At 64.8% G+C, this 18,914-nt stretch carries 17 protein-coding genes; 7 read left to right on the forward strand and 10 right to left on the reverse strand.

The features are described 5' to 3' along the window. Positions 1 to 107 precede the first annotated feature (107 nt). The 6 genes from G4G71_RS12620 (at position 108) to G4G71_RS12645 (ending at position 6,149) form a co-directional block, all read left to right on the forward strand. Complete coding sequence (locus G4G71_RS12620; protein ID WP_169938017.1) at positions 108 to 1,019, forward strand: ABC transporter substrate-binding protein; 912 nt, start codon at positions 108 to 110, stop codon at positions 1,017 to 1,019. Between the two features lie 10 nt (positions 1,020 to 1,029). Continuing rightward, positions 1,030 to 1,782: an ABC transporter permease gene (locus tag G4G71_RS12625; RefSeq protein WP_138526751.1), complete on the forward strand. Its 753-nt coding sequence runs from the start codon at positions 1,030 to 1,032 to the stop codon at positions 1,780 to 1,782. Then, positions 1,775 to 2,464: an ATP-binding cassette domain-containing protein gene (locus tag G4G71_RS12630; RefSeq protein WP_138526752.1), complete on the forward strand. Its 690-nt coding sequence runs from the start codon at positions 1,775 to 1,777 to the stop codon at positions 2,462 to 2,464. The genes G4G71_RS12625 and G4G71_RS12630 overlap by 8 nt, the downstream gene beginning before the upstream one ends. Further along, positions 2,461 to 2,904, forward strand: coding sequence for a CopD family copper resistance protein (locus G4G71_RS12635; protein ID WP_138526753.1), 444 nt, complete (start codon positions 2,461 to 2,463; stop codon positions 2,902 to 2,904). Before G4G71_RS12630 ends, G4G71_RS12635 begins: the two co-directional genes overlap by 4 nt. 28 nt (positions 2,905 to 2,932) lie before the next feature. Then, the gene (locus tag G4G71_RS12640; RefSeq protein WP_169938019.1) at positions 2,933 to 5,047 is read left to right on the forward strand and encodes a TonB-dependent receptor family protein; all 2,115 of its coding nucleotides are present in this window, start codon (positions 2,933 to 2,935) and stop codon (positions 5,045 to 5,047) included. A 706-nt stretch (positions 5,048 to 5,753) separates the two neighbouring features. Next, positions 5,754 to 6,149 (forward strand): DUF4280 domain-containing protein, encoded by a 396-nt coding sequence (locus G4G71_RS12645; RefSeq protein ID WP_169938021.1) that lies wholly within the window; start codon positions 5,754 to 5,756, stop codon positions 6,147 to 6,149. 6 nt (positions 6,150 to 6,155) lie between these two features. Here the strand turns inward: G4G71_RS12645 and G4G71_RS12650 are convergent, their stop codons facing one another. The 10 genes from G4G71_RS12650 to tssB all read right to left on the reverse strand — a co-directional run bounded on the left by G4G71_RS12650 (position 6,156) and on the right by tssB (position 18,191). After that, entirely contained in the window at positions 6,156 to 6,701 is a 546-nt protein-coding gene (locus G4G71_RS12650; protein ID WP_169938023.1) for a toxin-antitoxin system YwqK family antitoxin, read from the reverse strand. 10 nt (positions 6,702 to 6,711) lie between these two features. Then, positions 6,712 to 8,712 carry a type VI secretion system tip protein TssI/VgrG gene (gene tssI / locus G4G71_RS12655; RefSeq protein ID WP_169938025.1) on the reverse strand — a complete coding sequence of 667 codons (2,001 nt, stop codon included), beginning with the start codon at positions 8,710 to 8,712 and terminating at the stop codon, positions 6,712 to 6,714. A gap of 38 nt (positions 8,713 to 8,750) precedes the next feature. After that, positions 8,751 to 9,260, reverse strand: coding sequence for a hypothetical protein (locus G4G71_RS12660; protein ID WP_169938027.1), 510 nt, complete (start codon positions 9,258 to 9,260; stop codon positions 8,751 to 8,753). A gap of 500 nt (positions 9,261 to 9,760) precedes the next feature. Beyond that, positions 9,761 to 12,310, reverse strand: a complete 2,550-nt coding sequence (tssH, locus tag G4G71_RS12665) for a type VI secretion system ATPase TssH (protein WP_169938029.1) — start codon at positions 12,308 to 12,310, stop codon at positions 9,761 to 9,763. Then, entirely contained in the window at positions 12,310 to 13,323 is a 1,014-nt protein-coding gene (gene tssG, locus G4G71_RS12670; RefSeq protein ID WP_169938031.1) for a type VI secretion system baseplate subunit TssG, read from the reverse strand. Before tssG ends, tssH begins: the two co-directional genes overlap by 1 nt. Continuing rightward, positions 13,287 to 15,113, reverse strand: coding sequence for a type VI secretion system baseplate subunit TssF (tssF, locus tag G4G71_RS12675; protein WP_169938033.1), 1,827 nt, complete (start codon positions 15,111 to 15,113; stop codon positions 13,287 to 13,289). The genes tssG and tssF overlap by 37 nt, the downstream gene beginning before the upstream one ends. Then, positions 15,097 to 15,525 (reverse strand): type VI secretion system baseplate subunit TssE, encoded by a 429-nt coding sequence (gene tssE, locus G4G71_RS12680; protein ID WP_169938036.1) that lies wholly within the window; start codon positions 15,523 to 15,525, stop codon positions 15,097 to 15,099. Before tssE ends, tssF begins: the two co-directional genes overlap by 17 nt. A gap of 12 nt (positions 15,526 to 15,537) precedes the next feature. Further along, positions 15,538 to 16,035: an Hcp family type VI secretion system effector gene (locus G4G71_RS12685; RefSeq protein ID WP_169938038.1), complete on the reverse strand. Its 498-nt coding sequence runs from the start codon at positions 16,033 to 16,035 to the stop codon at positions 15,538 to 15,540. A gap of 70 nt (positions 16,036 to 16,105) precedes the next feature. Continuing rightward, positions 16,106 to 17,593, reverse strand: a complete 1,488-nt coding sequence (gene tssC, locus G4G71_RS12690; RefSeq protein WP_169938040.1) for a type VI secretion system contractile sheath large subunit — start codon at positions 17,591 to 17,593, stop codon at positions 16,106 to 16,108. Between the two features lie 25 nt (positions 17,594 to 17,618). Continuing rightward, positions 17,619 to 18,191, reverse strand: coding sequence for a type VI secretion system contractile sheath small subunit (gene tssB / locus G4G71_RS12695; protein WP_169938042.1), 573 nt, complete (start codon positions 18,189 to 18,191; stop codon positions 17,619 to 17,621). Positions 18,192 to 18,416: 225 nt separating this feature from the next. Here tssB and G4G71_RS12700 point away from each other — a divergent pair, with 225 nt between their 5' ends. Continuing rightward, complete coding sequence (locus G4G71_RS12700; RefSeq protein ID WP_169938044.1) at positions 18,417 to 18,872, forward strand: type VI secretion protein; 456 nt, start codon at positions 18,417 to 18,419, stop codon at positions 18,870 to 18,872. Positions 18,873 to 18,914: the final 42 nt, after the last annotated feature.

Raw genomic sequence — 18,914 nt, forward strand, 5'->3', positions numbered from 1 at the left:
TGTGAATGAAGATAAGACTTATTCGCATATCAATCAATCGGAGGCTACCGCGCCTCTTCCTTTCACTTGCACTGGTCGCCGGCACCTGCCTGGCGTCCCCGGCCGGCATGGCCCGGGAAAAGGTTTTGCGGTTGGGTGGCCCCGGCGCGGTGGTCAGCTTTCCGCTGCTGCACATGGTGGAAACCAATGCCCTGGCGGAGTACGCCGAGCGCGTCGAATTCCACCTCTGGCAGAACCCCGACCAGCTGCGCGTGCTGCTGGCAAAGAACGAACTCGACTACAGCGCTGTCCCGGTGAACCTGCCGGCGCTGATGGCTGGGCGCGGGCAGCACGTGCGGCTGCTCAACGTCTCTGTGTGGGGAATCATCTGGCTGGTGAGCCGCGACCCTCAGGTGAAAGGCTTCGCCGACCTGGCCGGCAAGGACGTGGTGCTGCCTTTCCAGCGCGATCTGCCGGCGATCCTGATCGATGAGCTGTTGCTCAGCCATGGCCTGAAGCCGGGCAAGGACCTGACGCTGCGCCCGGTCCGCGACGGCCAGGACGCCCAGGCGCTGCTGCTGGCCGGTCGCGCCGATCACGCCCTGCTGGTGGAGCCGGCGGTGTCCCTGCTGCTTTGGCGCAACCGCAGCAAGGGTGGGGCGCCGCTCTACCGTGTGCAAAGTCTGGAGAGCGCCTGGAAGCAGGCCTTCGCTCAACAGCCTGAACTGCCTCAGGCAGGACTGATGAGCAGCCCGCAGCGCGCCGAGGACGGCGAGTTGGCGCGCGCAGTGGAGGCCGCCTATGCCGAGTCCGCCCGCTGGTGCAGTACGCAGCCGCGGGACTGCGCGGAGCTGGTGCATCGGCACCTGCCGCACTTGCCGGTGGAGGCGGTCGAGGAGTCCATCCGCGTCACGCGCCTGGACAGTGTTGCCGCCAGCGTCGCACGCGGGCCTCTGGAGGCGCTGTTCGGCCTGATCGCCGAACGCCATCCACAGGCCATCGGTGGCTCCATGCCATCTGCGAGCTTCTATGGGCCGTGAGATGAGTCGAATGACTTCCCGACGCTGGGCCGTGCTGGGTGGCGCCTTGTTGCTGGTGGGCTGGCAACTGCTGGCGATGCGCCTGGGCTCGCTGCTCATGGCAACTCCCGGGCAGACGCTGCAAGCCATGGCTCGCCTGCCTTTCGAGGCCGACTTCCGTCTTCATGCCGGCGCCAGTCTGCTGCGCATCGTCCTGGGTGTTGGACTGGGTTGCCTGCTGGGCTTCTGTCTGGGCCTGCTGGCCGGGCTGGACGCTCGTGTACGCGGTCTGCTGGAACCCCTGCGCTGGCTGTTGATGTCGGTGCCGCCAGTGGTGGTCGTGGTGCTGGCGATGCTGTGGGTCGGCCTGGGCTCGGCCATGGTGGTGCTGATCAGCGTGTTGATGCTGGCGCCGGGCATGTACGTGAACACCGTCAAGGGCATGCAGATGGTTGACCGCGGCCTGCTGGAGATGGCGCGGGTCTACCGCTTCAGTCCCTGGCAGAAGTTGCGGCGGCTCTATATCCCTTCATTGACCGCGCCGCTTGGAGCGGCACTGTTGATCGCCACCTGCGGCGGCGTGCGCCTGGTGGTGATGGCTGAAGTGCTTGGCGCGGAAAGTGGAGCCGGTTTCGCGCTGGCTAACGCGCGCAGTACGTTCGACAGCGCCGGGTTGTATGCCTGGACTCTGCTTATCCTGCTGTTGGTCGCCGCACTGGAGTTCCTCCTGCTGCAGCCGCTGCAGCGGCGCATGGGCCGTTGGCAGGAGGCCGCCCATGCTTGAGTGGTACGGAGTCGATCTGCGGCTGGGCCAACGGCGTGTACTCGCCGACGCTTCCCTGCGCCTGCTACCCGGTGAGCGGGTTGGCATTCTCGGGCCCAGCGGCGCCGGCAAGAGCAGCCTGTTGCGTCTGGCGGCCGGCCTCCTGAGGCCCCATCGGGGGCGAGCGGACAACGGATTCCGTCATCCCGTACTGGCATTCCAGGAGCCGCGCCTGCTGCCCTGGTGCCGGGTTGCGGAGAACCTGGAAATCCCCCTGCGCGCCATCGGCCACGACCGTACGACGGTGCGTCGGCTGGCCAGCCTTTGGCTGGAGCGAGTCGGCCTCGCCGGCCACGGGCGCGCCTGGCCGAATCAATTGTCCGGGGGCATGGCACAGCGCGTTGCCCTGGCGCGCGCTTTCTCGGTTGAGCCGGACCTGCTGCTGCTTGACGAGCCATTCAGCGCGCTGGACCCGGCGCTGCGCGAATCGCTGCTTGATCTTTGCCGCGACTGGTTGACCAGCTCGGGTGCGGCCTTGCTGTGCGTCAGCCACCACCCCGGCGAACTGGTCGGCCTCGTCGAGCGCTTCGTGCTGGTCAACGACGGCTCGCTTCGTCCGTTCGACCTCAGTGGACACACCGCCGATCAAGCGGCGGCGGTCCTTCATCAGACCCTGCTGGCCCTGGAGATACCCGCGCCATGATTTATCCGATCCTGCTGACCTTGCACCTGTTCGCCGCGCTGATGTTCATCGGCACGGTGTTCTTCGAGGTGCTGATCTTCGAGAGCGTGCGCAAGTACGTGCCGGCTGCGGTAATGCGCCAGGTGGAGCAGGGCATCGGCAAGCGTGCGCGGCGGCTGATGCCCTGGGTGTTGCTGGTGCTGTTCAGTGCCGGCCTGGGCATGGTCTGGACGCGCTACCTGCCGCTGCTGGCAGACCCGCTGGCGTCCTCCTTCGGCACCTTGCTGAGCCTGAAGATCGTCCTCGCCCTGAGCGTACTCGGGCACTTCTTCACCGCCATGTTCCTGCTCTACAGCGGGCGCATGAACTCGACGTATTTCCGCCGGATTCACCTGAGTGTCTTCAGCCACATGGTCGGCATCGTGCTGCTGGCCAAGGGCATGTTCTACCTGAGCTGGTAAGCCAGATTTCGTGCAGACGGAGCTTGTCATGAGTCGTTGCTTGTCCCCCAAACGCCACTTCCCTTCGAAAATCTCATTTCCCCTGCTGGCCCTCGGCCTGCTGCCGCTGGCGGCGTTGGCGGAAGATCGCATCGAACTGGAGCCGATGCAGGTCAGCGGGAAAAGCCCCGCGCCGGTCAGCGTTTCGGCGCAGACCGAAAGCGAGCGCCTGGCCCGCGTGCCCGGCGGAACCAATCTCGCCGAGCCGCAGCAGGAGACGCGCCTGGCGACCCTGCGCGACGCGCTGGACTACCAGCCCGGCCTGGTGATCCAGGACTTCTTCGGCGGCACCGATCAGCCGCGCCTGAATATTCGCGGCTCGGGTATCCAGAGCAACCCGGTCAACCGCGGCGTGCTGTTGTTGCAGGACGGCCTGCCGCTCAACGAGGCGGATGGCTCCTTCATCATCGGTCTGCTGGAGCCGCGCAACGCCTCGTGGATCAGCGCCCGACGCGGTGCAAACGCCGGCAGCCCCGGTGCGACTGCCCTGGGTGGCGAACTGGAGTTCAACTCGCTGACTGGCGCCGACGAAGCCGGACGCGTCCGACTGGAGACCGGCAGTGTCGGCCGCCAGGGCCTGCAGGCCGCCGCCGGGCTGGATGGAGGCGGGCACGATGCGCGGGTGAGCGTCAGCCATGACGAGTACGATGGCTATCGTCATCACTCCGCTTCCCTCCGCACCGTGGTGCAGAGCAACTTCGGCCTAGACCTGGGCAACGGCGTTCAGAACCGCAGCTACCTGTCCTATAGCGACCTGACCTTCGAGATCCCCAACGTCATCACCAAGGCGCGTCTGAAGGACGACCCACGCAGCGTGCTGGGCGACGGCAACACTGGGCAGGACCGCCTGCTCAACGTCTACAAGCGCGATCCGCACCGCGACACCCAGCAACTGCGCCTGGCCAACCGTACGCAGTGGAGCGGGGCGGGCTGGCAGCAGAGCTTCGGTGTCTACGGGCAGAACACCCAGGACGACTTCACCGACCCGCTCAGCCACACCCTGACCGACAGCGATACCCTCGGCGCACAATGGCTTATCGAAGGCGAGCAACGCCTGTTCGGCTATCGCCTGGGCGCCAGTTGGTCCTACAGCGACATGACGCGCGAGCTGTATGCCAACAATCCGCAGAACGGCAGCCGCATGCAGCGCTTCGGCAACTTCGACCTGGAGGCGTCCAACCTCGATCTGCTGCTCGGCTTGGACTGGCACCTGGCGCCGGACTGGACCTTGGTCACCGAGGTGAAGTGGAGCGATGTCCGCCGTGATGCGGACTCGCGTGACGGCGCTGGTCATCTCGACCAGGGCTGGGACTTCGCCACGCCGAAGATCGGCCTGAACTGGACGCCCAGCCCCGACTTGCGCTGGTACGCCAACATCAGCCGCAGCCACGAAGCGCCGACATTCTGGGAAATCGTTTCCGCCGAAGTCTCACCCGCGGCCCCCGCGGCGGCACAAGCGCAGTTGGTCGACCTCGACGTGCAGCGCGCGACCACGTACGAGATCGGTGGCACCGGTCGAATCGCCCAGACCGACTGGAGCCTGACGCTGTACCAGAGCGACGTGGAAGACGAGCTGATCTCCACCAGCGATGCCTACGGAGTGAAGGTGGGAACCTACAACTACGGATCACGTACCCGCCACCGCGGTGTCGAGGCGGGGCTGAACGGCCTGCTGCCGACCTCGGCCAGCATCGGCGGCGACCTGGCCTACCGAGTGGCCTGGACCTTCAGCGACTTCCGTTTCCGTGGCGGCGAGTTCCAGGGCAACCAGATCGCCGGCGTGCCGCGTCAGCTTTGGGCGGCGGAACTGCTCTACCGGCGCGGCCCTTGGAGCGTCGGACCGAACCTGCGCTGGCTGCCGCAGGACACTCCGACCGACCACGCCAACACCCGCAACAACTATCAGGATTCCTACGCGCTCTGGGGGCTCAAGGCCAGCTATAAGGCCCGCGAAGGACTGAGCGTCTACGTGCAGGGCGACAACCTGGCGGACAAGACCTACGCGAGCAGCTACGTGATCCGCAACCGTGCCGATGCCAGCCAACCGACCTTCCTCAGTGGCAACGGGCGCAGCCTGAGTGTGGGGGCGGCGTACGCCTTCTAGGATGGCTGTCTGCGGTGCAAAGAACCGTGGCGAGGGTGGTGGCCTTTCACCGTTATCAGAAAATACCGAGCAGATTTGGCGAAATTGTGTGGCTCCTGGTCATACACCAGCCGGGCTGCACCCGTGCCAACCCGACGGCGATGCTGGATTGGTTCTCTATCTTCGGTGTGGGCTATTCCGGAGGAGGAGGCGAACGTCTGTTCGGCGCATCCGATTGCGCTGACCAACGTGCTGCGACTCATTGGGATCCTGATGGTAAGGCACTGCGGTGGTCCATGGGTTCGATACATGGGTGATCTGAAACGCAATCTCCGTAGCGGGCAGGATTGTCTCAGTCGAATCGAGGGCAAAACCTAGGTCAAAGATGCCCGGCTACGCGATGTGCAACCGGGCATCAGCCAAGTCATGATGTCCTTGTGGCTGGCGCACCGGTTTCTTGTAAGGTCGGAACGCTCCGAGAGCTTGGATGAAACCGCTACGCCATGGCAGCGAGACGAGCCTGAATCGACATTCTCCTGCTGCTCAACTTGTCTTTGTGGATGTCCGCTCCTGGCCGAAAGTTGACGTTAAGAAGCAGCATCAGCCAACCTTGATCAGCCAAACAAACCTGCCCCGGGCATAGTGTTCATGCGGGATACATTTCACTGGCTTATCTTCCAGTGCGACTCAGGGAAGATTGCAAGGTGAAGATAGGAGAGGTGAATTCATGGGCTGTCCTCAGGTCTGCAGCGGCGCGACGTTGCAATGCAGTTTCGGCGTCGCTCCGTCGGTGTTCAACGTACTGCCGGTCAATCGCACCCTCTCCAGCGGCATGCCAGCAGCCAACCTGCAGGATCACATCCCCCTGCTGAACATCCTGCCCTTCGGCCTGTGCACCAGCCCAGCCAATCCGACGGTGGCCGCCGCTACTGCAGCCGCCCTCGGCGTACTGACGCCTATGCCCTGCATTCCGGCCACCGCCGCGCCGTGGATACCCGGCGGGTCGCCCACGGTGTTGCTGGGCGGCATGCCGGCGCTGGACGCCAACGGCACGCTGATGTGCAACTGGGGCGGGGCGATCAAGGTGGTGTTTCCCGGCCAGGTACAGATGCTGATTCCCTGAAACCGCTCAGGCCTCGCTAGCCTCGCCACGGCTGCCCAGCCACCAGCGCAGCCGCGAGATTGGCTTGCCATTCTCGTCCAGCGGACGGCCATCTTCGGCATAGGCGCGAGGCCGATCCAGTGGGGCTCCTTTGGCATAGCGGCTCTCCTGCGCAAGCTGGCCGTTGCCGTGGAAGCGGCGAAACGGGCCCTCCTGTACACCTTCGCGGTAGAAGGCCTGTTCGGCGAGCGTGCCATCAGCGAGATAACTGCAGGCTTCGCCATGCATCACGCCGTCGCGGTAGCCCACCTTGCGCTGCAGCCAGCCTTCGGTCGAGAAGAAGCGAGCCTCGCCCTGCATGCGTCCGCGTACGTAGGGCAACTGCGCACTGACCTGGCCGTTCGGGTGGTAGAGCGTGCTGGTGCCGTGCAGTTCGCCTTCGCGATAGTCCAGGCTGGCCTGCGGTCGGCCGCGCTCGCTGATGCGCAGCGGGCCTTCCAGCCCGCCGTCCTGCAGGCGGCCCTGCAGGGTGCTGTCGCCGCGCTTGAGGTCGAGGGTTCCGCTGTTGGCCATGTCGTTGTCCTCAGTTGACCTTCACCAGGCCGCCCTTGAGGGTCAGCATGCCGCCGCCGTCCACCGTCTGCTCGGCGGCTGCCTTGTTGGTAAGGCTGACGCCAGCGTCGTTGGTCAGGGTGGTGCCGGCCTTGTTGGTGAGGGAGGTGCCCGCCTGGTTGGTCAGGGACGTGCCTGCCTTGCAGGTGACCGAAGTGCCGGCCTGTGCGGCGAGATCGGCATCGGTCTTCAGCGTCAGGCTGCCGCCACTCTGCAGGGTGAGGGTGCCGCTGACCTTGATGGTCAGGTTGCCGTCCACCGTCAGCTCAAAGTTGCCGCTCACCTGGTGGCTGTAGTTGCCGCCGGTGCTGTGGGTCTGGTCGGCGCCGACCTTCACCGTTCGGCTGTCCTTCACGTCCAGCGTGTCGCTGCCGGTCTGGATGGTCACGCTGCGCTTGCCCTTTTCCAGGGTGATGGTCTCGTCGCCTTCCTTCACCGTGCGGGTGCGGGCGTTCTGCACCGTGAGGGTCTCGTCGTGGCCGATGGTGGCGGTGCTGTCGTTGAGCACGTTCACCCTCATGTCCTTCTGCGCCTGCAGGAAGACTTCCTCGGCATCCTTCTTGTCCTCGAAGCGCAGCTCGTTGAAGCCACCGCCACCTTTGGACGAGTTGGTCTTGATGCCGGACTGTGTCTGGTTCTCCGGCAGCGCATAGGGCAGGGCGTTGTCGCCGTTGTAGACGCAGCCGGTCACCAGCGGACGGTCCGGGTCGCCGTCGATGAAGGTGACGATCACCTCCTGTCCGATGCGAGGGACGAACTGCATGCCGAAGCCCTTGCCGCTCCAGGGCAGCACCACCCGCACCCAGCAGGACGAGGCCTCGTCATTCTTGCCCTGCAGGTCCCAGGGGAACTGGATCTTGATGCGACCGTACTGGTCGGTCCAGATTTCCTCGCCGGCCTTACCCACCACCTTGGCGGTCTGGGTGTGCATGCGCGGCTTGGGCGTGGTGCGGGGAGGACGGTAGGCAGTGGACTTGGGGATGGCCTCGAAGCGATTGCGGTAGTGCTCGTGGTCGGCCTCGTGGGTCACCGAGGTCAGTACCCAGTCGATATTCAGGCTGGCGTCGTCATGCCCGGTCAGGGTGAACCAGTGCCCCGGCACCAACCAGCGGCAGTCGCTCTCGCCGATCAGCCGCTTCTCCTGGCTGCGCAGGCCGTCCACGCGCTGCTTGGTCAGCGCATCGCCCCGTGCCTTGGCGGTGTAGCCGCCGGGGTGTTCATACTGCGCGCGCGGCCCGGCCTCGGCCTGCGCTTGGGAATAGAGCGAGGTGGCGGGCGTGGTGAACTCATAGTCGGTGGTGCTGTAGGTCCCGGCCACCGCTTGCATGCAGTACTGAGCTGCGCGAATGCCGTGCAGCTCGCGCACGCCGATCTCCTGGCCCAGGTACGGCACCTTCGGCCCGTTGGGGATGGACGGGAACGCGTCGTTGCTGTCCGCCAGCACCAGCGTGTGCTTGCCCTCTTCGTGGGTGAAGAACCAGAAGATGCCTTCTTCCTCCAGCAGCCGCGAGACGAAGGCGAAATCACTTTCGCCGTACTGCACGCAGTATTCGCGGGGCTCATAGCTGCCCGTCAGCGACAGCTTGAAGTCGGTGAAGCCGTGGGCCTTGAAGATCGTGGTGACGATGTCGCTGGTGGGGAGGTTCTGGAACACGCGGTTGTTGCTGGCCAGGGTCAGCCACCAGAGCCAGGGCCGCAGAATCAACTGGTAGCGGTCGGCGGTGGCGTCGGCGGGCAGTTGGTGGAGTTCGGCGACCAAGGCATCGAGAGGGCGTTGCTGAGTGTCGTTGTGAATGACGAGAGTTGCTCGTGAGCCAATGAAGTTGTTTGGGATCAGACTTGTAAAAGCGTACCCATGGGCGGCAAGATGACGAAGCCGATTCAGGCTCTCCTCACCAGCCAAATATTGAGGGTATAGGACGCCGGAGAACGCGGTGATAAGCGCAAAGCTGGCGTTAGCGTCTGAAGGCATGATTCATGTGGCTCTCTTCAATCTATTGGGCTTGAAATCTATTCCATAATAAGTATGTAAAGACCGAAGTCATCTTTGAAGCTTAAAATGAACGCTTGTGTTTCGTTTAGGATTTCCAAGGCTGTCTGTCGATGATTGGAAATACTACCAATACCTATGACGAGGGATGTGAGGCTATTGCACCCGAAACTTATCAGGGTTTTGACCAGAGGGTTTTCCTCGAGCTTCGACTTGTCTGAGAGTAGAGCCTGGACCATGGTCATCCCTGAAGTGAGGCCGGTTTTCAGGGACTCGGCTTTCAATTCGATGGCGTAGCCTCTCGTATTCAGCTTGCATAATATATCGAGCGATTTACGGCTGGCATCATAATTCTGTTCTCGGACGACAAGGCCGGACTTCGATTTCAAATAGATCGCCAGTTCAACCTGTAGCCATATCTCCCATTGGGCATTTGTGTCCATGGCGCTCTTGATACGCTCAGAAATGGTACTTGAGGCAGCCCAGTTCATGAGTTCCCCGCAAAAGGTTATGGCTTCGTTGCTAGGCATACTTTACTCCAAATATGCTGTTATCAAGGTTATTTCTGGGTCAGTTGATCATTTCGCAAGTGTCGATGTCGTAACTGAATTCCGAAATTATAAGTTGACGGACGCTGATTCGAAGCCCACCCTGAACGGTTGATACGATGCCGTTAATCAGATCGACGACTTTCTGGTTTCCCGAAAAATTAGAGCCATGGGTTGCGTGGGACTTATTGGTTATGTTCCATCTTGAGCAGAAGTCGACTCGCATTTTTCTCGCGTCACTGATATTGATTATTTTTATAAGCTCTGCGGAAAGCGGGGACTGCTGGCGAACGCCATGCATTTTTTTTGGAGGGGTGCAGTTGCACATGATGGGGCTTAGCAGTTCCGGTCCTATATAGGTCTTGAAGCATCCTAGGCACTGGTATTTGTAAGTGGGCATGCTCTCTCCTGATCATTTTTCATCCTGTGTGCCAACCGGACACGGTTCATTGTTGTCCGCAGTTGCACAAGTGCATTGACTGTCACTCCAGCACCCACTCCGCCAACTTCCCCGTCACTTCTGCCATCAACACATTCTCGATATCCCTTGCCCCCGCCGAGCTGCACTTGGCGAGCACTGCCTTGACGATTGCCTGGTCGAAATCGAACTGCTTGCCGGTTGCCGCCTTGTAGCGCTCGCGCAGTTTCTCCAGCTTGGCGATCACGATGCCTTCCAGCGTCGCTTCCTCCAGCGGGCGGTAGGGCACCACCGTCATGCGCGCCAGGAAGGCGGCACGGAAGGCTTGCAGCAGCACCTTGCGCAGTCGCTCGTCGAAGACGGGCGTAGCGATCTGTTCGGGTGGGGTGTCCAGCAGCAGTTCGGCGCCGACGTTGCTGGTGGCGAGGATCACGGTGTTCTTGAAGTCCACCACCAGGCCGGTGCCGTCTTCCATCACGCCCTTGTCGAAGACGTTGTAGAAGGCTTCCAGTACATCCGGGTGGGCCTTTTCGATTTCATCCAGCAGCACCACCGAGTAGGGGCGGCGGCGGACGGCTTCGGTAAGTACGCCGCCGGTGCCGTAGCCGACGTAGCCGGGCGGGGCGCCCTTGAGCTGGCTGACGGTGTGGGCTTCCTGGTACTCGGAAAGGTTGATGCTGATGAGGTTGCGCTCGCCGCCGTAGAGGGCGTCGGCCAGGGCGTAGGCGGTCTCTGTCTTGCCCACGCCGGTGGGGCCGAGCAGGAGGAACACGCCGACCGGCTTGGCCGGGTCGGTGAGCCCGGCGCGGTAGGCCTGGATGCGCTGGGCGATGGTGCCCAGCGCGGCTTCCTGGCCCATCACCCGCTGGCCCATGCGCTGGGCCAGGGTGCGGATGGCGTGGGCTTCGTCGGCGAGCATCTTGCCCACCGGGATGCCGGTCCAGCCGGCAATCACCGCGGCCACGGTCTTCGAGTCGACCTGTTCGGGCACCAGCGGATCGTCTTCGCGAATAGCGTCGAGGCCGGCTTCCAGGCGTGCCAGTTCGGCGGCCAGGTGATCAATGCGGCCGTCGAGTTCTTCGTCGGGCTTGGCGGCGTCGGCGCTCTCGCTCAGGGTCAGCAGTTCATGACGCGATCGCAGCAGTTCGCGTACCGCCTCGCGTTCTTCGCCCCAGCGTTTTTCCAGGGCGCGGATGGATGACAGGTTGCCCACCGATTCCTGCTCCAGGCCGGTGATGCGCGCGCTGTGGTCCAGGCCGGTAGCTTGTTCGCGGCGCAGGCGTTGCAGCTCTTCCTCCACCGCCAGTTCGCGGTGGCGCAGGTTTTCCAGGGCCGGCGGTACGTCATGCTGGGCCAGAGCGACGCGGGCGCAAGCGGTGTCCAACACGCTGATGGCCTTGTCCGGCAACTGGCGGCCGGAGATGTAGCGGTGCGAGAGCTTCACCGCGTCCTGAATGGCCACGTCCAGTACCTGCACGCCGTGGTGCTGTTCGAGCTTGGCGGCGACGCCTCGCAGCATGTCCACGGCGGTGGCCTCGTCGGGTTCCTCGACCTGCACCAGCTGGAAGCGCCGGGCCAACGCGGGGTCCTTCTCGAAGTACTTCTTGTATTCCAGCCAGGTGGTGGCGGCCAGGGTGCGCAGCTCGCCACGGGCCAGGGCCGGCTTGAGCAGGTTGGCGGCGTCGCTGCCGCCTTCCGCGCCGCCGGCGCCGATCAGGGTGTGGGCTTCGTCGATGAACAGGATGATCGGCTGTTCGCTGCTGCGCACTGCGTCGATCACGCCTTTCAGGCGCTGTTCGAACTCGCCCTTGACTCCGGCGCCGGCCTGCAACAGGCCCAGATCAAGCACGCGCAGGATCACGCCTTGTAGCGGAGGCGGCACTTCTCCGGCGGCGATGCGCAGGGCCAGGCCTTCCACCACGGCGGTCTTGCCAACTCCGGGGGCGCCTACCAGGATCGGGTTGTTCTGCCGGCGGCGCAGGAGGATGTCCACGCATTGGCGTATCTCCCCGTCGCGCCCGACTATGGGGTCGATGCGCCCGGCGTGGGCGTCGGCGGTGAGGTCCTGGGTGTACTGGTCGAGCACACTGTCCAGGGCCGCTGCACTGGCGGGTTTTGCCTTGTCCGGGGCGCGGGCACCGGCGGGCTGTTCGCGGGAGCCTTCCGTCCACTCCAGGAGTTTCTCCCGCAGCGTCTCGTGGGGAATACGCAGCAGTGACGAGGCGCTGTTGAGCAGCAGGGCGCGGCGTTCCTCGCGGTCGAGCAGGGCGAGCAGGAGCAGCCCGGAACGGATCGCCGGCTGGCCGAGCACGCTGGCTTGTACCACTGCGTCTTCCAGCAGGCCGATGGTCTGCGGCGAGAGCGCCGGGGTGCGCGTGCTGCCGATGCGGAACAGCTCCAGCGCGGTGTTGATCTCGCCGACCAGCTGGTCGCGCTCAAGGCCGAAGCGCGGAAGCAGACGGGCGAGGTCGCCGCCGTCGATGTCAAGCAGCTCCAGCAACAGGTGCTCGATCTCGACGTAGTGGTGGGTGCGTTGCAGACAGCGCTGCGCGGCGCGCTCCAGGGCGCGGCGGGATTCGGGGTTGAGGCGGCCGATCAGGCTGGCGAGGTCCATCAGGGCATCTCCGCGTGGCGCAGGGTCAGGTCGATGGGTTGTATGGCGCCGCCGCTGCGGCGCAGGCCGGTGTTCCAGTTCAGTCGCGGGCCATTGCCATGTCCCAGGGCCAGCGGTCCGCTGGCGCGCACCAGCAGATGCAGGCGGCAGTCCAGGTCGGGACCGAAGTACAGCGCGCAGAGGTGGGCCAGCAGGGGGTAGGCGATGCCGTCCGGGAAGAAGTGCCGCGCGGTGGCTTCGTCCAGCGGGCCGAGGCGCAGGTGGAAGCCGGCGTGTTCGTCCCACACGCGGGTGCCGGCGATGGCGTCGCGGCCAAGCCCGAGGTTGGTGCCGCCGCGTTGCAGCACGCTGCGCCGTGCCGGCGGAATCTCGCGCCAGGCGCCGGCGTAGGCCTCGCACTCGGCGGGGAGTCCGAACTGTTCGCGGAGCATGGCGGCGAATCCGACCAACGAACGGCGATTACCCGAGAAGTGCGCGCTGCGGGCGAGCACGCTGGCGTCGGGCAGCGCGCCGCGCTCATGCAGGCCCGCTGGCAGCAAGCCCACCAGGGCCCGCAAAGGGCGGCGCAGGGGAGCGGCGGCAGGAGTCTGGAAACCTACGGCCAGCCGGTGTTTGCGCAATACCCGGTAGAGCAGGCTGAGCAAGCGGTGTTGGAACAGGTCGAGGAATTCCGCGGGGGCGTGGTCCTTCTGCCGGGCGCGTTGCTGCAGCCATTCCTGGTAGGCGTAGGGCAGGGCGCCGTCGGCACCGCCGAGGCCGAAGATGGAGGTGCTAAGCAGCGGCCGGCCATCCTCGTCATCCAGGGCGTCGATCTGGCTGGGGGCGAACACCGGCGTCAGTGGGCCCCGCAGGCGCAGCGCTTCGGCGTCCGGGCGGCTGCCGTGACCCAGCGGCGTGGCCTGGGGCTGCTCGTGTTCGAGCAGCAACAGCGCCTGCAGCCACTCGAAGCGGTGCGGCTCAGCGCGCAGGCGCCGGCTCAGAGAGTGATGGGCTGGCCGGCCTGGGGCTGCCATCGGCAAATCTCCTGATCCGATTGCACCAGCACCGTACGCACGAAGCGGTTGGCATTGGCGTAGAGCGAGAAAAACTGCGCGAGCACGGCGCCGAACAGCACTGCGCTGGCGCCTACGAAGGCCTGGCGTTCAAGATGCACGCGAACCTCCAGGCCATTACGCCAACCGCGCCAGGCATCACTGCCGACATGGTCGACCACGCGGGTGCAGTCCAGTCGGGCCAGCCCCTCGATCTGCCGGGCGGCCAGCTTGTCTTCGCTGAAGTCGTGCAGCGTGAGGATTTCCCGCAGGGCATCGAGGGCCTGCGGGCCCTCCACCAGCGACAGGTGGTTGAGCGTGAGCTGCGAGACCAGTTGCCAGCGCGAGGGGCCATCCAGAGCCGGCTGGCATTGCCGGCTCGGAGCGCGCAGCAGGCAGGCGCGGGCCACCGGGCCGGGGCGCTCGAAGGCCAGCTCGGTGCCGGCTGGCAGGTACTCGGCCAGGCTGCGATTGGTGCATAGCAGCTCTGCGCTGAGGCTGTACTGGGGCGTTTCTTCGAGGGGTTGCAGGCCGGCGTCTACCAGGGTCAGCAACAGGTCGCTGCCTCGCCGGTTGGGCGTCATGCCTTCGACCCGGCGCGCGTGCCAGTAGAGGCCGAATGCGCCGGGACGGTGCTGGGTGCCGTGATAGGGCGCGACCTCGACCACGCCCAGCGGGGTGCTGGCACGCAGGGAGCGGATGCTGTGGATTTCCACCGAGTTCTCGCGGTGGGCGTCGGCGATCAGGCGGTACTCGCTGCGCGTGCCGTCCGGCCGCAGTGGCTCGGAGGTACGCGGGAACAGGTTGATCGCCGGTACGCATCCCAGCGCCAGGTCGCTGGCCTGCAGGGTCAGGCGGGCGGGCGCGGGGCGGTTGAAGAGAACATAGAGATAGAGTTTCTCGCCGCTGGCCCGTAACCCTTGGAGCGGCAGGTCGAAGAAGGCGAACTTGTCGGGGAAGGCGAAGTACTCGGCGAGCAGGCGCAAGCCGGGATGCACGCGCTCATCTTCCGGCAGCAGGGCCTGCTCGGCGGCGAAACCGACCCTTTGCGGCAGGCCGGAGAGGCGTTGTGGTTCGGCGCCCTCGGCCTCGGCGATGAGGCCGCAGGCGTGGGCGCCGAGCAGGTCGTAGAGGGCGGCCTTGGCGACGGGGTTGGCGGTCAGGTGAATGCGCAGGGTGTCGATGTCCAGCGCGGCCCAACCGTCCTTGTCGAGGCAGCGCAGGTCCAGGCGCAGGGCCCCGCGCACGCCGGCGCTGCCAGTGGCGGCCTGGGCTTCCTCGGCGCCGAGCAGCACGACTTCCTCGATGCGCAATGGCCAAAGGGTGACTTCGTCGGTGGTGCGCCAGTGCAAGGTCTGGCCGCGCAGCTCCTCGGGCAGTTCGATGCGATCCTGGCCCGGTACGCTGACGAACAGCGGTGTTCCGCGCGGCAGGTGGAATCCGGCACTCAGCTTGCCCTTGGTCGGGTCCGGCTCGAAGCGCACCACGGCGCAGGAGGGTAGGGGGCGCAGGGCGAGGGGATAGAGTTGTTCCAGCAGTGCGTCGCTGAACTGCGCGTAGTCGTCGTCCAGGCGTCGTTGCAGGCGTGCGGCAAGCAGGGCGAAGCCTTCCAGCAGGCGTTCGACGTGGGGGTCGCCGCACTCTCCGGGGCCCAGTTCCAGGCGGCGCGCCACCTTGGGATAGCGCGCCGCAAAACCGGCGCCGGCGTGGCGCAGCCAGGTCAGTTCGCGCTGGTAGTAATCCAGCAGTTCGGCATCAATCGAGTCGCTCATGGCGTACTTCCAGTGTTCCGCCAACGGGAATGAGTTCGAACAGAAGGGGCGCTCGGCCAGTGTCCTGGCGCAGGTTGCCGAGCAGGCGTACGCGCAGGCGCTGCGGGTGCTGAGGATCGGCGTCGACCACGACTTCGCTCAGCCCCAGGCGTGGTTCGAAGCTGGTCACCGCACGGCGGATTTCACGGGCCAGGTGCAGACGGTCGGCTTCGCGTCGGGCCTGCAGGGCCGTCCAGTCAGCAATGCCGTAAGCCAGAATGCCAACACCGTTGCCCGCGGGACTGCGGCTGTTGAGCAGACGCGACAGCTCCTGCGCGACCGAGGCCGCGAGGGCTCGCTGGTCGAGTGCCGGTTCCGCCTCCCCGGCTTCGGAGAGACGGTCCAGCAGCGGTGGCCGCGCGATGCCGTGCAAGGCCCGGCTTCCTTAACTGGCCAGCTTGTTGGCGGCCATGTCCCAGGTCGAGGCGGCGGTGCCTTCCTTGCTGCCGTCGTCCTTTTGCGCCGTGAGCTCCCATTTGATCTTGGTGAAGTTCAGCGACATCGTTTCCACCGGTTTGCCACCGGCACCTCCGCTGACGCTGACGTTCGACAGCACGACGTTGCTCAGGGTGTAGGTGATGAACGGCATAATCTTGCCGTCGCCTTCGGCGGCGTTGCGGCCGATGGTCAAGGTGGCGGTGGGGATGGCCTTGCCGGAGCAGCAGTATTCGTTAAGCGTCGGGGTCGAGGTGTCGACGAACTTGGTCAGGGTGAATTCGCCGATATGCGGCTTGCCGGAGGTGCGCTCCGAGTTGCTCACGTCGTTGGTCACCTGCATGGCCACGTTGTGGCTGTAGGACATGATCTCGATTTTGTTTTCGAAGCCGGACAGCAGGCTGTCACCTTTGATGTCGTCGCCGAGGTCGAGAAGAATCGCATCCATGGTGGATATCTCCGCTGCAAGAAAAAGGATGTAAGGCGAAGGGGCCGCCCGCGCGGGCGGCCCCGCTGGCTCACGCCGCTACCGGCGGCGGCAGGCTGGCTACCAGGCGGATCGAGGCGGTCAGTTCTTCCAGCTGGAAGTGCGGCCGCAGGAACACGGTGGCGCGGTAAACGCCGGGCTTGCCGGCGACCTCGCTGACATCCACGCGCGCCTCGCGCAGCGGGTACTGCGCCTTGATCTCCTGCGGGGCGTTGTCGTTGATCAGCACGTAGTCGGCGATCCAGTTATTGAGGTAGGTCTGCACGTTGTCGCGGGTCATGAAGCTGCCCACCTTGTCGCGCATGATCACCTTCAGGTAGTGGGCGAAGCGCGAGGCCGCCAGCACGTACGGCAACATCGCCGAGAGCCGCGCGTTGGCGTTGGCCTCGTTGGTGTTGTACAGGCGCGGCTTGTTGGTGGACTGGCCACCGAAGAACACCGCGAGGTCGGTGTTCTTCTTGTGGCACAGGGCGATGAAGCCCAGATCATTGAGCTCCTTCTCGCGGCGGTCGGTGATCGCCACCTCGGTCGGGCATTTGAGCGACAGGTCACCCGCCTGCGTGCGGAAGGTATGTGCCGGCAGGCCCTCGACGGCGCCGCCGCCTTCGCTGCCGCGGATAGCCGCGCACCAGCCATACTTGCTGAAGGCTTCGGTGATGCGTTGGGCCATGACCCACGCCGCATTGCCCCAGAGGTACTTGGCGTGGTCGGTGCCGTCCACGTCCTCGATGAAGTTCATGCCTTCCACCGGTAGGGTTTCCGGACCGTAGGGCAGGCGCACCAGGAAGCGCGGCAGGGCCAGGGAGACGTAGCGCGAATCCTCGCTCTCGCGGAACGAGCGCCACTTGATCAGCTCCAGGCTCTCGAAGACTTTGCTCAGGTCACGCGGAACCGCCAGCTCGGTGAAGCTGCCCATGTCGAACAGGCGTGGGCTGGCCGCAGCGATGAAGGGTGCGTGGGCCGCGGCGGCGACGTTGGAGAGCTTTTCCAGCAGGGCGATGTCTTGTGGGTGGCGGCCGAAGGAGTAGTCGCCCACCAGCAGACTGAAGGGGTGTCCACCGAAGGTGCCGTACTCCTCTTCGTAGATCTTCTTGAACAGCGCGCTCTGATCGAACTCGACGGCCTTTTCCAGGTCGTTCTGCAGATCCTGCTGGCTGACGTTGAGCAGGCGCAGCTTGAGGCGCGAGCCGGTCTCGCTGTTCTGTACCAGTTGGTGCAGGCCACGCCAGGAGGATTCGAGTTGCTGCAGCTCGGGATGGTGCAGGATCTGGTTGAGCTGGGCGCTGATCAGTTCGTCGATGCGACCGATGCGCTCGTTGATCATGGCCACGGTGTCCTTGCTGACGGCCATGCCTTCGTCGAGGACCTGGGTGGCGAACTCCGCGAGCATGTCGCGGGCATACTCCTGCTGGCTGTCATCGTGGGCCATGCGGCCATCGGCGATGATGCGGTCGAGCAGGTCGAGGGTCTGGGTGCTGCCTTCGGCGCCTTGCGCCGCGGCGGAGCTGGGTTTGGCCATTGCTGTGCTCTCCTTGCGGGCGGGATCAGGCTTGCGGTTCGGCAGGTGCTTCGCCTTCGTCGGCGGCGGCCTGGGCGGTGTCGTTGGCGGCGCCGGCATCGGCGGTCACCGGGTGAGTCGCGCGGATTTCCTGCAGGCCTTCGGTGTTGCTCACCACGTCCTGCAGCAGCTGGTCCAGCTCATCGTTGCCGTCGAGCTTGGTGAGCAGGTCGCGCAGGCGCTGGCGGGCCTCGAACAGACGGCGCAGCGGCACGACCTGATTGACGATGCTGACTGGGTCGAAGTCGTCGATGTGCTTGAAGTTCAGCTCGACATTGAGCCGGCTGCCATCGTTGCTCAGAGTGTTGTCGACCTGCAGCGCCACGCGCGGTCCGATGGACGCGAGCACGGCGTTGAAGTTGTCACGGTCGATCTCGGTGAAGCGGCGCTCGCCGAGCTTGGGCAGGGGAGTGACCGGCTTGCCGGAGAGGTCGGCAAGGATGCCCACGACCAGCGGCAGCTCCTTCTTCTCGATGGCGTTGCCGATTTCCACGTCGTAGGTGATCTGGACCCGGGGAGGGCGCACCCGATCCAGTTTGTGCTGCGTGCTTTCTGCCATGCTGGCGAACTCCACTGCGTAGGAGACGGGCACGCCGCAGCGAGGTCGCTGTCGTCGCGCTCCTTGGCTGGACCACACGACAGGAAAGGGGAAATGCGATACAGGCCTGTCCTTGGCGATCCCATCTGGGCTCGTTGTCCACGAGCTAACCAAGCAAGCTAGATCAGGTTGCTAAAAACGCAAATCCGAAAATAATCTCTGACAGACATTTCACAAGGACGTTTCATGAAGTCGACGAAAGCCTGCCTCTGTGCTGTGCTCCTGGCAGTTCTCGGAGGCTGTTCCTGGTTCGGTCCGAAGGTCGATGTCGACCGTCTGACCCTCGACGTCGCGAGCAAGGCCAATGGCGATTCGCCCATCGCCGTGGACTTCGTTGCGGTGCAGGATGCGGACCTGCTCAAGCTGCTGTCGGCGATGAGCGCCAAGCAGTGGTTCAGCGACCGCGAACAGTACCGCCGCGACTACCAGAAGCAGCTTTCGGTGTGGAGCCTGGAGCTGGTGCCCGGGCAGTTCATGGAGGCCAGAGAATTCCCCTTGGCCGGCAAGCCGGCTTCTGGACTTTTGGTCTTTGCCGGCTATAACACTCCCGGCGCCCATCGTATGCGCCTGGATCAGCAGCCCAACGTATGGCTGCGTTTCGACAGCAGGGAGATGCGCTTGCTGAGTGCCGAGGAGCACTGAACCACCGCCTTGCGGGGCGGGCCCATGACAATCCAGGACGTC

Origin of the sequence: Pseudomonas multiresinivorans, assembly GCF_012971725.1 — a bacterium.
GTDB classification, from domain to species: Bacteria; Pseudomonadota; Gammaproteobacteria; order Pseudomonadales; family Pseudomonadaceae; genus Pseudomonas; species Pseudomonas multiresinivorans.